The organism is Proteus sp. TSJ240517 (genome assembly GCF_047921575.1).
GTDB lineage: Bacteria > Pseudomonadota > Gammaproteobacteria > Enterobacterales > Enterobacteriaceae > Proteus.
In genome coordinates, this window is record NZ_JBLRMH010000008.1 from 84699 (window position 1) to 98758 (window position 14060).

A 14060-nucleotide genomic window follows, 5' to 3' on the forward strand; every position below is an offset into this window, starting at 1 on the left:
AAACTGATATAGCTCTATCTTATAAAAGATAAAGTAAAACTGATTTGTTATGCAATCACTTCACTCTTCTTTTAATAAAGAGTGAAGTGATTATTTAAAATACCAAATCGATAATTAAGCTATGCGCTCAATCTTAGCTGGTAAACCTTGGCGCACAGATGCACCAGATACCCAATCTAACCATGTATTAGTGATTTGACGTGTTGGATCAGCAAACCCTAAATCATTAAGATTGATACCGTTGCCAATGCCTTTATCCATCGGTAATGGTTGTTCATCTAAATAATGCTGACGAGAGCCTAACTCTTGATGCCCATATCCATGTTCAATCGCTAAAACGCCCGGCATTACGCCATCAAGTAAACTAATCTCAGCTTCCACTTGTCCACCGGGTGTAACAATGCGAACTTTATCACCATGATTAACCCCCCATTTTTTACCATCTTGAGGATTAATTGCGACTAAGTTACTCGGTTTTACCATTCTTAAACGCTGGATCATGCCTGTTGAACTACTCACCACATGAGACTTAAAGGACATTAATTTTAATGGCCACTGCTCTTCAGGATAATGCTGATGAATATCACTACCATCCGATAAACGTGGTGGATAATAAGTCGGGCAACCACTATAACGTTCACCTGTTATTGCATGATGGTTTTTAGCCACTTCTTCATTCCAGATTTGTAATGGTTTTTTCCACTGAGGTCCAGTTTCTTCACCATTCCACGCTTTGTCATAAGGGGCAAAACGACCGCCTCGTGTATAGATATAGGCAACTTGAAGAACTTCTTCATTTTTTAATGTTGATGTTATCGTAGGTAAAATACGGTCTACACCACTTAATAAAATATCTTCATTGGTTGCAGGGGCAACAGGTTTTTCCCCCATAAACGCCATATTAGCGGCAACGCGTAAATAGTAATCTTCTGCACTATTGATTGGATAGAAGTTACCATCCATATCTTCGATTGCTTTCTCACCAAAGCCTGGCAAATCTAAGGCTTTTGCAACAGCAATACAGAATGTTTCCATTGAAATTGGCTGACCATCAGCTGTTTTTGCAACACGAGGTTCAACAATCGGCCAGCGTGCTGTACTTGCTTTAGTTTGAACACCAGACCAAGGCGCACTAAATCCCCAACTCTCAAAGTTATGCGTATCAGGAACAATATAATCTGCCAGCGCTGTTGTTTCATTCATAAAAGCATCAATACCAATAATCAAAGGTAGGTGCTTCGGATCTTTCAAGCGCTCTTCCATCACTTGGCGAATACCCGCAATCCCATAAATAGGGTTGGTCATATTTGTTATCCATGCTTTTAATGAATAAGGATAACCTGCTAATGCAGAGCCTAGCTGCTCAGTTAATTGTCCAGCAGCAAACGGATACCAAGGTGCTTTTGCTGGATATGGGGATCCCCCTTTCTCTATACGCTCACGGTATTCATCAGATTTCTCATAGGCGGCTTTGCTGCGTGATAACACCATGCCTTTTGGTTTAACTTTACCTTTAAAGCTATCCATTTTGTAACATGGCCCATCGGTTGCACCATTAAACTTACCGCCACCAACAGATACTCCACCTTTAAGGTTTAAGTTACCTATTAGCGCATTCAGCATAATCACGCTCCATGCAGTATAGAAACCATTACCGCCCATCATACCGCCATGAGAGATAACCGCCGCTTTTCGTCCATAAGCGGTAAATTCGCGACCTAATGCAGCGATTGTTGTTTCTGGTACTTTACAACGCTCACTATATTCTGCCAGTGTCATACGTTTAGCCGCTTCATCAAGTAATTGGAAACTTGATTTAACCGTAACGGTAGCACCCGTTTTTAATGTCACAGTATGCGTAGCAAACAATTGTGCTTTATTAACTTGGGTCGATGGAACTAATTCACCTTCAAGTGATAAAACCAAGGTTTGTTCTTCCCCTTCTGCAACATCATTAAAATGTGCAGTTGTCAGCATTTGTCCTGACAAAGGATGTTTTTCATCACTGATCACAAGGTGAGTCGCATTCGTCCAGCTCTTCTCCCCCATATTTTTCATTGAAACTTCGCTTGGTACTGACAGATATTCTGCATTGTAGCGATTGTTTTCAATGATCCAGCGGATCATCCCCATAACTAAAGCGGCATCCGTTCCCGGTTGAACTGGAACCCAATGCCCATGATCGTTAGCTAATGTTGTTGTTAAAGGTAAAGCAGGTGCAACAACCACATAGTTAAACGAATCACGAATTCGTGCGTTAGCTAACTGACGACCTTGACGCTTAAATGGGTTACCTGATTGTGCTGGTGATGTTCCTAAAAATAGTGCAAATTCAACGTAATCCCAGTCAGGCTTAACGTGGGCGTTTTTATCTAAATCGTTCATTAACGCACCAGAGCCAGCACGGTACGCCAATCCACAATAAGAGCCATGAGCACCAAAGTTTTTACTACCAAATGAGTTTTGAGCAAAGCGACGAATAAACGTATCTCGACCATCATCACCCGCATTTGTCATTAATAATTGATTAGCTTTAGGGCCTAAAGCCGGTTGCTTTGGATCGATTAAAGTCTCTAAATCACGAATGGCGCGTAAGCCATCAACATGGCCTTCACCAAAGAGATCGCCACCTTCAACAATTTCTTGGATCAACTGCTCAAAACTAATGCGTTTCCATTTACCTTCACCGCGTTTACCCACGCGTTTCATCGGCTCAAGAATACGTGTTGGGCTATCAAGGCTTTCCATCATGGTTGCACCACGAGCACACGCCGTAGAGCGGTTTTCTAAACCACTTTCACCACCCATTTTTTCAAATGCTTCTTTAATTGGCATGTTATAGCCAAAATGATGATCATGAGAAAGTGGGTGATAAGGATTACCTGCAATACGTAAAACTTTATTATTGGCTCTATCAACACGGGCACGAACGCCGCATTGTGTCCAGCAACCAAAGCATTGCGTCATACAAACAGATTGATCTGTATTCGCTTGCCATTTTGCGTCTTTTACAACTTTACCTTCAGGTAATAACGAGTTTCCGTTGATCCTATCAAGTGTCACTTTACCTGATGTGCCATCAACTAAACCATCTATGGCACGTTTAGCAACATCACGGTAGCTGGCAGCAAATGCGGCAATACCACCGATAACTAACCCACCTTTAAGCCATTGACGTCTTGTAAACTTAGCCATGCTGCACTCTCCTGACAACCCAACGAATACTTTCTCTAAATAAAATAGTTAACGCTATCCACAATCCAAATGTACCAACAATTGCCATCAATCCATCATTACCTAGCGTAAACTCATAAGGGTTTGTAATTATGTTATATTTTGGAATGTATTGAGCACCCATCAACATCAACCAACGTAATACCCACGCAAGTCCCATTGATACAAATGCCATGATGGTAACAAACGCAACCGAACGTACTTGTTTTGCCATCAAAAGTCCCATCGCAACAGAGATACCCCATAGTACGATAACGCCCATGGCACTCCACCAGCCAAGGCTTCCCATTACTAATTGTTCTCTAATTGCCTGACCTGAAATCGTATCGCCTGCAACCCAAAAGCCCGTACATACTGCTAATAACATCAGTGAACTCACAAACCACATCGCTAATTCACGCTGATGTACAGGTTCACGACGTGTGCCTAATGCGAGTAATGTCGGTAGTACTTGCATTGCACTAAAGAACAACAGTATTGGTAACCAGTAGGTATACAACACAGGTCTTGCTTTTAAGATAGAAGCTTCGCGACCTGTATATAACAACAAACCAATCGCAGTTAATGAGCAAGCTAATGCTACCCAACGAGTTAATTTGTATTCACGCTTCCAGACTAAACGAACGACCATCGCAGCAAAGTAAAGCATGCTAAATACTGAGAACAATGGCAGTAATAGTGATCCCCATGCCATCCAAGACCACGGTGTTGGATAAGCATAGAAGTGCCACACGCGTGCTGTTTGGTGTAAATCTGCCGTTAAAGCAAGAGGTGCTGTAATGCCAGCTGTTACCGCAATAAAGACAGCAACCGCTTCTAAACGTTGATTACCTGCACCGCCTTTCCAGCACTGCCAGCACGCATAAAGCGTTGCACTACAAGCAATACCGATAAAAAAGAAATATTGCACAGCCCAAGGTAACCAAAAATATTCTTGAGGGATCGCGATGACTTCTTGAATTTGAGAAATTTGCGGGATCATGAGTGAACCTCCTGCTGCCATAATGCGGGTTGTCCTTGACCTGCTAACGGTTGTACAAATGCATCATCGAGGCCGAGATAGAAAACTTGTGGCAATGTACCGCTTTCTGGTTTTAATACTTTAAGCTCTTTTTCATGTGTACGTAGCATTTTGCTGATAGTGCTATTAGGATCTTTCATATCGCCGATAATACGAGCACCGCCAACACAAGATTCAACGCACGCAGGCAATAATCCAACTTCAAGGCGATGTGCACAGAAAGTGCATTTATCTGCTGTTTGTGTTGAGTGATTAATAAAACGTGCGTCATAAGGACATGCTTGAACACAATAAGCACAACCGACACAACGTTCATTATCAACGACGACAATGCCGTCTTTACGTTGGAAAGTCGCTTGAACAGGACAAACTGGCACACAAGGTGGTTCATCACAATGGTTACACAATCTAGGCAGTAAGACGTTGGTTATCCCTTCTTGCCCCTTGATAGCAACCTGATATTGGTTTACTGTCGTCCTAAATTGTCCTTGAGGCGTCTGATTTTCGATGTTGCAGCTCACAGTACAGGACTGGCATCCTACACAACGGCGTAAATCAATCAGCATACCGTAGCGTTTATCTTCCGAGCCCTCACGACGCTCAGGTGATAATTTAATGCCGGCTTCAGCTAAAGGAACCAGTGAAGCACCCGCAGTAAGGACCCCTAATTGTTGTAAAAATTTTCGTTTTCCAAGATCCATATTTGTCTCCAGCATCACTCAATAACACAATCTCACTATGAGTGAAGGAAATAGAAATTAAAAAGTATGTGTTTTGTTATAAGTGCATTGTAAAAATTACTGAAGATGACACCTATTGTGGTTTACCACATACCAAGTGCGAACTTGATCCAAGACAATATTTAACATTAGATATTTATGACGATAAAACAGACAATTGGGATAAGAAACGCAGTAAGTATCGGGTTATTGCTGCTCTTTTTTGTACTTCCTCTACAAGCCACAGCAAAAGAGTGGACAATCGGTGTTTTAGCACTACGTGGTGATGCGTCCACTCAAAGACACTGGCATCCACTTGTTGATACATTAAATGAACAATTTCCGTCAGAAAACTTTGTGTTAATGCCATTAAATCTGGAGGAGATGAAATTAGCAGTTGCGAAGAAAAGTGTTGATTTCTTACTCACAAATCCTGCGCAATTTATTCAATTAGATAATGCATTTCCATTACGCTGGTTGCTCTCTTTACGTTCTGGCTATGAGCCTGATAACACGACACGAAATGTCATTGGTAGCCTAATTCTCGTCCGTAACGATAGCCCGATTACTTCTGCACATGAATTAATCGGAAAACGCGTTGGCGCCATTGCCCCTGATGCCTTTGGCGGCTATCTTTTAGGTTACAAAGCGCTACGAGAAGACGGAATTGATCCTGATAAAGATTTCACATTGCGTTTCACGGGTTTTCCGGCGGATGCTTTACTTTATCTATTACGAGATGAGGATATTAATGCGGCAATTATTCCCGTCTGTTTACTGGAAAATATGGATAGCGAAGGGCTTATTCGTAAAAGTGATTACCGCCCCTTGATTTCCTATCAAACCAATACGCCATGTTTAACCAGTACACCGCTCTACCCTAATTGGTCATTCGCAGCACTAGATACCGTACCTGATGAACTTGTTGATAAAGTCACTCGCGTTTTACTCACCGATGATAGTAAACCGATGAAATGGGGAGCCCCTGCTTCACATACACAAGTTGAAAAGCTATTAAGGGAAGTCAACCAACATCCTCGCCAAAGACAGCTTTGGCAAGATGCGCAAAGTTGGGCTATTCAGCACCAATTTATTATTGGTCTTTCATTGGCGGCTATCCTTTTTCTCATCCTAAACCAAGTCTGGATCAGCTATTTAGTTAGGCGTCGTAGTCGCCAACTGGAACACGCTCACAATCGATTAAGACAGCAAAAGGAAGAGTTAGAACACGCTCAACGCTTAAATATATTGGGAGAAATGGCATCAGGATTTGCTCATGAGCTTAATCAGCCACTTTCTGCTATTAAAAGCTATGCGCAAGGGAGCGTTATTCGCCTCAAAAGAGAGAATGAATCGCACCCATTGCTACCTGCATTGCAACAAATAGATAAGCAGGCGCAACGCGGCGCTGATATCATTAGAAATCTACGCTTATGGGTTGGAAAACAAACACCTAATACTGATACCATTTTGCTTTCTCATCAAAGTATTGCAGAGTGTATCCAACATATTTGGAAGCTTTTACGCGTAGAAGACAAATACCCACAAGTTTCACTGATCACCCATATTGATGAACATGATACCCTGTGTTTACCCGAAACATTATTAGAGCAAATTTTATCGAATTTAATCACCAACAGTCTCCAAGCTGGCGCTAACGAACTAAAAATTAGCACCCATAAGGCTCCTGATAGGTTACTTATAGTCATTGAAGATGATGCAGGTGGAATGAGCCACAGCCAACTTGAACAGCCCTTTTCCCCATTCCAAACAACAAAAACGGAAGGACTTGGGTTAGGTTTGGTGATTTGCCAACGTTTATTGCTTTCTCAAGGTGCTGATATTCATATTGAAAACCAAAAGAATGAACAAAATAAAGTTGGAATAAAAATCACACTTATTTTCCCTAACAAAAATAAATAACGGAGAAAAAATGCCAACAATTCATCTTGTTGATGATGATCTTGCTGTCACTGATGCTTGTCAGTTTTTATTAGAAAGCTTAGGTTATTCAGCCCATGTCTGGAATGATAGCGAGTTCTTTATCAACAATGTCAATCTCTATCAGCAAGGTGTTGTATTGTTAGATATGAGAATGCCAAAACCCGATGGCAGGCAAGTCCACCAGCATTTAATTGATAAGCACAGCACCCTTTCTGTGATTTTTTTAACTGGTCATGGCGATATCCCCATGGCAGTTGAAGAGATCAAAAAAGGAGCTATCGACTTTCTACAAAAACCCGTTGATAGCAATGCGTTGTTATCTGCTTTAGATGCAGCATTTCTTGAAACCAATACGCGTTTTACCGCCCATGATATTCGTCGCCGTTATGCTTCATTAACCCCAAGAGAAAAAGACATTGCCTATTATGTTATACAAGGATTAATGAACCGAGAAATTGCGGAAGTTGCTTGTGTTTCAATAAGAACTGTCGAAGTTCATCGAGCAAAAGTGATGGACAAAATGGCAGCTAAAAATATAGCCGAATTGGTGACGGCATTACAAGGTATCGAAATAATTTCACCTAATTTATGACAAAATTTCTTATCTGCGCTAAAAAGTGTCACAATATAAGATATTCATTGGAAAAATAGTAAATAGATAGGCTTATGATAAAGTCACCTCCATTTAAAAAATCATTTTTGCATCCTAAATATTGGCTGACTTGGTTCGGGATCGGATTACTCTATATTCTGGTTCTCCTTCCTTATCCTGTCATTTATTGGCTAGGTACGCGCCTAGGCCGTTTTTCAAAAGTTTTTTTAAAAAAACGTGTCCAAATAGCGGAACGTAATCTTGAACTCTGTTTTCCACAGATGCCAAAAAGTGAACGAGAAGCCTTAGTTAATAAAAATTTTGAATCTGTTGGTATGGGATTATTCGAAACGGGTATGGCGTGGTTTTGGCCAGAGTGGCGTGTCAAACGTTGGTTTAAAGTCAGTGGGCTTGAAAATATCAAAAAGGTTAAAGGCTCAGGACAAGGGATCTTACTTATTGGGATCCATTTTCTGACACTAGAGCTTGGTGCTAGGATTTTTGGTATTTGTAATCCTGGCGTTGGTGTTTATCGCCCTAACGATAATCCCGTTATGGACTGGCTACAAACATGGGGTCGATTACGTTCTAATAAATTTATGATTGACAGAAAAGATGTCAAAGGCATGATCCGTAGTTTAAAAGCAGGTGAAATTATTTGGTATGCACCTGACCATGATTATGGTCCTCGTAAAAGTGTTTTTGTGCCTTTGTTTGCAGTTGATAAAGCGGCAACAACAACGGGAACTTATATTCTGGCAAAAACGAGCAAGCCCGCATTAATTCCATTTACCCCAAAACGCTTACCTGAAGGCAAGGGTTATGAATTAATTATATCGCCACCTGTTGCTGATTTTCCTACTGATAATGAGGAAAGTACCGCGAGAGCGATGAATAAAGTCGTTGAACAAGAGATTTTACGCGCGCCAGACCAATATATGTGGTTACATCGTCGCTTTAAAACTCGCCCAGAAGGTGACGCTTCCTTATATAACGAAATAAAGAAAGTACACTAACGACAAAGTGGCTGTTTTGAAATAAAACAGCCACTTTGTTATATTGCAATACACTGAAATAACAATAATAAAATCAATAACAGCATAAGCTGTAAACTCCTGCAAAACACATTATAAGAGCAAGACCTATCGCACTTATTCTGTATCATGGCTATATTCTTATTCATCATAAAATAAGAAAACCGACTCGTTGTTGTCACGCCCAACATCGCTACGGTTATTGTCAGCCTATTTTCTTGGTTTACTCTCTCGTTCTCGGTTAAAGGAGTAACATGGATCTCAAGCCCCGAAATAACTCTTGGAAACGTAATCTCTATATTGTCTGGTTTGGCTGTTTTTTAACTGGCGCTGGTTTTAGTTTGATCATGCCCTTTCTTCCTTTATATGTAGAAGAACTGGGTATAACCGATCACGAAGAGCTTAATCTTTGGACAGGTGTTGCATTTAGTATTACTTTCCTTTTTTCTGCCATTGCAGCACCTTTTTGGGGGAAATTATCAGATAGAAAAGGTCGAAAATTAATGCTGTTACGTTCTGCCCTTGGTATGGCAATTGTGATGGTATTAATTGGGTTTGCTCAAAATATATGGCAATTATTAGTATTGCGAGCCTTGCTGGGTGTATTAGGTGGCTTTGTTCCGAATGCAAATGCGTTAATTGCCACTCAGGTTCCAGTTAAAAAAAGCGGCTGGGCATTAGGAACACTTTCAACAGGTGCAGTGAGTGGCGCATTAATAGGTCCTTTAATTGGCGGTATGCTTGCCGATCTCTATGGTTTACGTCCTGTCTTCTTTATTACTTCTGCCGTTTTATTTATTTGCTTTTTAGTCACCCTCTTTTTTGTCAGTGAAAACTTTACACCTGTTTCTAAAAAAGACGCACTGACCACCAAACAAGTATTCTCATCACTTAAAAATAAAAGACTCGTTGTATGCCTATTTTTCACTACGATGATCATTCAAGTAGCAACAGGCTCCGTTACGCCTATTTTGACACTTTATATTCGTGAATTAACAGGTTCAGTTAGCAACCTTGCCTTTATCAGTGGTGTTGTCGCCTCTGTACCTGGTATTGCTGCACTTATTAGCGCACCTCGTTTTGGTAAATTAGGTGACCGAATTGGTCCTGATAAAGTCCTTCTTTTTACCCTCGGACTCTCTATTTTTATGTTAATTCCAATGGCACTGGTCAGTAGTTATTGGGAACTTGGCGCGCTACGTTTTTTACTTGGTGCGGTCAACGCAGCCATGTTACCTGCGGTACAAACGCTTATTCTCTATAACATTACCCCTGCTATTGCGGGTCGAATTTTCAGCTATAACCAAGCACTAAGAGATGTTGGAAATGTTACGGGACCGTTAATGGGGGCTTTTGTCGCTGCAAGCTATGGATTTAGAGCTGTTTTTTATTTCACCGCAGCCGTTGTCTTTTTTAATCTAATTTATTCTTGGTTAAGCTTTAGAACACCACAAGAAAAGTAGTCAAAAAATCTACAAATTAGATTAGTTAATAGTTTTTTTTCTTCAAAAAATTACACTTTTACATTTAAAGGCCTAATTGTTATTTTTTTTATTCTATTTTTTGTAATTTATTGTTTATTAAGAATATTCTCACCCCCTATTTGTTAAGACCTATAAAATTTTCTTGTCCTCTTTTTTCAAAAAATTGCAAGGTTAACTATTGCAAAATGAGATTTTTATCGACTTTTGCACCAAAAAATGGTTTATAAAGTATTAAATATACTTTTAGTCACTAAATTCTGACAAAAGTATGTTAAAAATATATTAATTAAATGCAGTGGGTATTGATAACAGAATGAAATAATTTTGTTTCACCACTAGCTGATATTTTGTTCTTTTTACTTGCAAACGACCTGTAGAGGTTTTTTTTGGGAATTTAAGATGCAATCTACTCACTCAAAATCTAGCCGAACTTTCTTTGGCCACCCATATCCATTAAGCTCCCTTTTCTTCACCGAAATGTGGGAACGCTTTTCTTTCTATGGTATTCGCCCATTATTAATTCTATTTATGGCGGCAACCGTTTATGAGGGTGGCATGGAAATCCCCAGAGAGCAGGCATCTGCTATTGTGGGTATTTTCGCAGGCGGTGTTTATTTAACATCGCTACCAGGAGGTTGGCTGGCTGATAACTGGTTAGGTCAGCGCCTAGCTGTATGGTATGGCTCTATCTTTATTGCATTAGGGCACCTATCCATCGCACTTTCAGCGTTTTGGTCACAAGATCTGTTCTTTATCGGTTTATTACTGATTGTATTGGGTACAGGGCTATTTAAAACCTGCGTAACTGTGATGGTAGGAACCTTATATAAAAGGGATGATACTCGCCGTGATGGTGGATTCTCCTTATTTTATATGGGTATCAATATGGGCTCATTTATTGCACCACTCATCACGGGTTTCTTAGTGCGTGATTATGGCTGGCATTGGGGCTTTGGTATCGGTGGGATTGGTATGCTTGTTGCGTTACTGATTTTCCGCTTTTACGCAGTACCGACCATGCGTCGCTTTGATAGCGAAGTCGGTTTAGATTCAAGTTGGGATCGCCCAACCGTCGTTCGTCGTAATGTCGGTCAATGGATCTTAGCGTTATCTGTCGTTCTTATAGCAATTGTTGGCCTTATTATTTCTGGTGTTATTCCTTTTAACCCAGTTGTTGTGGCTAACTTTATGGTCTATGTAATTTCAGGTAGTGTTATCGCTTATTTTATCTATTTATTCCTATTTGCTGGATTAAGTAGTAGTGACCGTTCTCGCTTATTTGTTTGTTTCCTCTTATTGGTTTCAGCAGCCCTTTTCTGGTCTGCATTCGAACAAAAACCAACATCATTTAACTTATTTGCCAACGACTATACTGACTTAAACTTTATGGGTTTCGAGATCCCAGCAGTTTGGTTCCAGTCTGTTAACGCCCTGTTTATTATTATTCTTGCACCTGTATTTAGCTGGTTATGGCCAATGATGGCACGTAAGAATATGAATTTAAGCAGTATGACTAAGTTTGTGATTGGTATTTTATTTGCAGCGGGTGGCTTTACCGTCATGATGTTTGCATCTGAAAGCGTTATTGCAACAGGACAAGGCGTTTCACCTCTTTGGTTAATTGGCAGTATCTTATTACTGACATTAGGTGAATTATGCTTAAGCCCAATTGGTCTTGCCACTATGACTATTTTAGCGCCTGCTAAAATGCGTGGTCAGGTGATGGGATTATGGTTCTGTGCAAGTGCATTAGGTAATTTGGCAGCAGGTTTAATGGGTGGAAATATCCGTCCAGACAAACTGGATGTAATGCCTGATTTCTTCTCTCATGTTTCTATCGCTCTGGTTATTTGTGCTGCTGTTCTTGCTGCACTGATTATTCCAGTTCGTAAACTTTTACAAAGTGCAGATAGCAAAGAGAAAGCACAAGCTTAATCTAATGCGTTAATTATTAAAGCCATGTCTAATTACTTAGACATGGCTTTTTGCTTTTATATCCTACAATTTGTAACGCTGTTTTTAAGTATTGCACCCAATATTTAAAACACTTAATCTCATTACCTTCTATTTATTGGTAGTTTATCACTAAGGTAATACGATGACAGTTCTTCCTATTTATTATGTTAATGCTTTTTCCTCTCTGCCTTTTTCAGGAAATCCCGCAGCTGTCGTTTTGTTAGAAGAGTGGTTGCCTGATGACACCTTAATTACACTTGCTAGTGAGATTAATTTGCCTGAAACCGCTTTTTTAGTTGGTGATCATATTCGTTGGTTTACACCTAAAATTGAAGTTCCTCTTTGTGGACACGCAACATTGGCCACAGCTTTTGTACTAAAAACGATAAAACAGTCTCCTAATAAGCTCTTTAAATTCCAATCTCTTTCAGGTGAGCTCACTATTTCTTGCCAAGGATCTCTCTTTACACTTAATTTTCCAGCTATACCCGCGACATTAAATAACGATATAAAATCAGCGCTTGAAGAAAAATTAGCATTACAAATAGATGAAGTTTGGCAAGCGCGTGATCGTTATGTTTGCTTTTTATCTGATCCAGAAACTGTCATTAACTACCAACCGGATTTCACTCAAATCGCACAGTTGCCTTTACCTGGCGTTATTATCACAGCTAAAGGTCATGCTCCTTTTGACTTTATTTCTCGCTTCTTTGCGCCCGTAAAAGGCGTGAATGAAGATCCTGTTACAGGCACATCGCATTGTGTATTAGCCCCAATTTGGGGTAATAAACTCAATAAAACACAGTTACAAGCAAGACAAGTTTCAAAACGAGGTGGAAATATCGACTGTGAATTAAAAGATAATCGCGTTTTACTAACAGGAGATGCTGCACTCTTTTTAACTGGCGAAATAACCTTTTAATTACAGACGGCATAATCAGCCATTCATCTACTTTGCTTTCAATTTACTCTATTTTATACTGTGGGGAATTTCTCCCCTACAGTATAAAAGAAGAAGGCTTTATTGTTATGTCCATCTCTGACTTATCTCCTGAGCTACAAGATAAAATTAAAAATTCAGTCACTCGTGTATCTAAAGTCATATTCCCTACCACGACTAATCATCACTCAACACTCTTTGGTGGCACTGCATTAGCTTGGATGGACGAAGTTTCATTTATTACCGCCACTCGCTTTAGCCGTAAACGCCTAGTGACGGTTTCAACTGAAAAAATAAATTTTAATCACCCTATTCCATCGGGTACGATTATTGAATTAGTGGGTGAAGTTATTCGTGTTGGACGTACAAGTTTGACGGTAAATGTTTCTATTTTTCTTGAAGATATGTACGCAGAAGGCCGTGAAGAAGTGATCCATGGTCAGTTTAATTTCGTTGCGGTTGATCATGACGGTAAACCAACGCCATTATTCGATAAATAGCATCTTATAGAGAGATTTATCATACTTTTTATCTCTCTTAATTAAAAACTGCATTATTTTATAATGTGATTTATTATTTTGAATAATAACAAAGAGTAAGAACATTAATTTAAATGGATATTTTTCAATCAACATAAAATATCCAACAAAATCAATAGATAATAAGATTACTAACATGTAAGACAAGAGTTATCCACAGTTAATGTGGATAACTGATTAAGTTCAAAAATCAGAGAACACAGATTTTTGTTACTGCAAACTCAATCTGACAAATAGTCAGTTTCCTTCCTACAGTTGCACTTTCAGCAATAACAATATCCGTAGATTGTGAATACTGTCGCCCCACTTCAAGCGCTAACTCAATAGTGGGCTCAATCAGTAATATCACCCCAATCTGTTCAATATCAACAGGAAAGTCTGCAAGTGATCTAAGTTGCACCACTTGTTTTATCTTACTTTTAGCAATCTCTTGTGCTTTTTCTGTTGCGGCCTGATTAACTCTTGTTTGTTTTTCAAAAGCGCCACCACCCGAATGAAGAAAGATCATAATTTGCTCATTATAGAAAACAAAGGCTGTTACCTTTATTATTCAAATCCAAGCCATAAAAGCCAGCAGATAGATAAAAAAGAAACAGC

The 14060-nt window shown here is 39.7% G+C and carries 11 protein-coding genes; 7 read left to right on the forward strand and 4 right to left on the reverse strand.

Annotated features, from left to right (window positions below; genetic code table 11):
• Nucleotides 1-114: 114 nt before the first annotated feature.
• From ttrA to ttrB, 3 genes are read right to left on the reverse strand one after another with little or no spacing between them, the layout of a single operon-like run.
• The gene (gene ttrA / locus ACNARN_RS14025) at nt 115-3195 is read right to left on the reverse strand and encodes a tetrathionate reductase subunit TtrA (protein ID WP_416304580.1); all 3081 of its coding nucleotides are present in this window, start codon (nt 3193-3195) and stop codon (nt 115-117) included.
• Nucleotides 3188-4216, reverse strand: a complete 1029-nt coding sequence (gene ttrC, locus ACNARN_RS14030; RefSeq protein WP_416304581.1) for a tetrathionate reductase subunit TtrC — start codon at nt 4214-4216, stop codon at nt 3188-3190. The genes ttrA and ttrC overlap by 8 nt, the downstream gene beginning before the upstream one ends.
• On the reverse strand, nt 4213-4956 hold the full coding sequence (ttrB, locus tag ACNARN_RS14035; RefSeq protein ID WP_072068548.1) for a tetrathionate reductase subunit TtrB: 744 nt from the start codon (nt 4954-4956) through the stop codon (nt 4213-4215). Before ttrB ends, ttrC begins: the two co-directional genes overlap by 4 nt.
• A 177-nt stretch (nt 4957-5133) precedes the next feature.
• On the opposite strand from ttrB, the gene ttrS reads away from it, so the two are divergent.
• The 7 genes from ttrS to ACNARN_RS14070 all read left to right on the forward strand — a co-directional run bounded on the left by ttrS (nt 5134) and on the right by ACNARN_RS14070 (nt 13424).
• A complete protein-coding gene (gene ttrS, locus ACNARN_RS14040; RefSeq protein WP_198630083.1) occupies nt 5134-6897 on the forward strand; it encodes a tetrathionate respiration histidine kinase TtrS in 1764 nt (587 codons plus the stop codon).
• 10 nt (nt 6898-6907) lie between these two features.
• The gene (gene ttrR, locus ACNARN_RS14045; RefSeq protein ID WP_075673842.1) at nt 6908-7510 is read left to right on the forward strand and encodes a tetrathionate respiration response regulator TtrR; all 603 of its coding nucleotides are present in this window, start codon (nt 6908-6910) and stop codon (nt 7508-7510) included.
• A gap of 74 nt (nt 7511-7584) precedes the next feature.
• Nucleotides 7585-8526 (forward strand): Kdo(2)-lipid IV(A) acyltransferase, encoded by a 942-nt coding sequence (locus tag ACNARN_RS14050; RefSeq protein WP_416304582.1) that lies wholly within the window; start codon nt 7585-7587, stop codon nt 8524-8526.
• A gap of 272 nt (nt 8527-8798) precedes the next feature.
• Nucleotides 8799-10007, forward strand: coding sequence for a multidrug efflux MFS transporter MdtG (gene mdtG, locus ACNARN_RS14055; RefSeq protein WP_100160056.1), 1209 nt, complete (start codon nt 8799-8801; stop codon nt 10005-10007).
• Nucleotides 10008-10427: 420 nt separating this feature from the next.
• On the forward strand, nt 10428-11963 hold the full coding sequence (locus ACNARN_RS14060) for a peptide MFS transporter (protein ID WP_416304583.1): 1536 nt from the start codon (nt 10428-10430) through the stop codon (nt 11961-11963).
• Nucleotides 11964-12126: 163 nt separating this feature from the next.
• Nucleotides 12127-12906: a PhzF family phenazine biosynthesis protein gene (locus ACNARN_RS14065; RefSeq protein WP_198619812.1), complete on the forward strand. Its 780-nt coding sequence runs from the start codon at nt 12127-12129 to the stop codon at nt 12904-12906.
• Nucleotides 12907-13013: 107 nt separating this feature from the next.
• Nucleotides 13014-13424 carry an acyl-CoA thioesterase gene (locus tag ACNARN_RS14070; RefSeq protein WP_023581781.1) on the forward strand — a complete coding sequence of 137 codons (411 nt, stop codon included), beginning with the start codon at nt 13014-13016 and terminating at the stop codon, nt 13422-13424.
• 229 nt (nt 13425-13653) lie between these two features.
• Here the strand turns inward: ACNARN_RS14070 and ACNARN_RS14075 are convergent, their stop codons facing one another.
• Complete coding sequence (locus ACNARN_RS14075) at nt 13654-13971, reverse strand: hypothetical protein (RefSeq protein ID WP_198619811.1); 318 nt, start codon at nt 13969-13971, stop codon at nt 13654-13656.
• Nucleotides 13972-14060: the final 89 nt, after the last annotated feature.

Excerpts from the sequence above, each read along its gene's own strand:
- ACNARN_RS14050 (WP_416304582.1), top strand. The coding sequence starts at position 7,585 with ATGATAAAGTCACCTCCATTTAAAAAATCATTTTTGCATCCTAAATAT.
- mdtG (WP_100160056.1), top strand. The coding sequence starts at position 8,799 with ATGGATCTCAAGCCCCGAAATAACTCTTGGAAACGTAATCTCTATATT.
- ACNARN_RS14060 (WP_416304583.1), top strand. The coding sequence starts at position 10,428 with ATGCAATCTACTCACTCAAAATCTAGCCGAACTTTCTTTGGCCACCCA.
- ttrC (WP_416304581.1), bottom strand. The coding sequence starts at position 4,216 with ATGATCCCGCAAATTTCTCAAATTCAAGAAGTCATCGCGATCCCTCAA.
- ttrR (WP_075673842.1), top strand. The coding sequence starts at position 6,908 with ATGCCAACAATTCATCTTGTTGATGATGATCTTGCTGTCACTGATGCT.
- ttrS (WP_198630083.1), top strand. The coding sequence starts at position 5,134 with ATGACGATAAAACAGACAATTGGGATAAGAAACGCAGTAAGTATCGGG.
- ACNARN_RS14075 (WP_198619811.1), bottom strand. The coding sequence starts at position 13,971 with ATGATCTTTCTTCATTCGGGTGGTGGCGCTTTTGAAAAACAAACAAGA.
- ttrB (WP_072068548.1), bottom strand. The coding sequence starts at position 4,956 with ATGGATCTTGGAAAACGAAAATTTTTACAACAATTAGGGGTCCTTACT.
- ttrA (WP_416304580.1), bottom strand. The coding sequence starts at position 3,195 with ATGGCTAAGTTTACAAGACGTCAATGGCTTAAAGGTGGGTTAGTTATC.
- ACNARN_RS14065 (WP_198619812.1), top strand. The coding sequence starts at position 12,127 with ATGACAGTTCTTCCTATTTATTATGTTAATGCTTTTTCCTCTCTGCCT.
- ACNARN_RS14070 (WP_023581781.1), top strand. The coding sequence starts at position 13,014 with ATGTCCATCTCTGACTTATCTCCTGAGCTACAAGATAAAATTAAAAAT.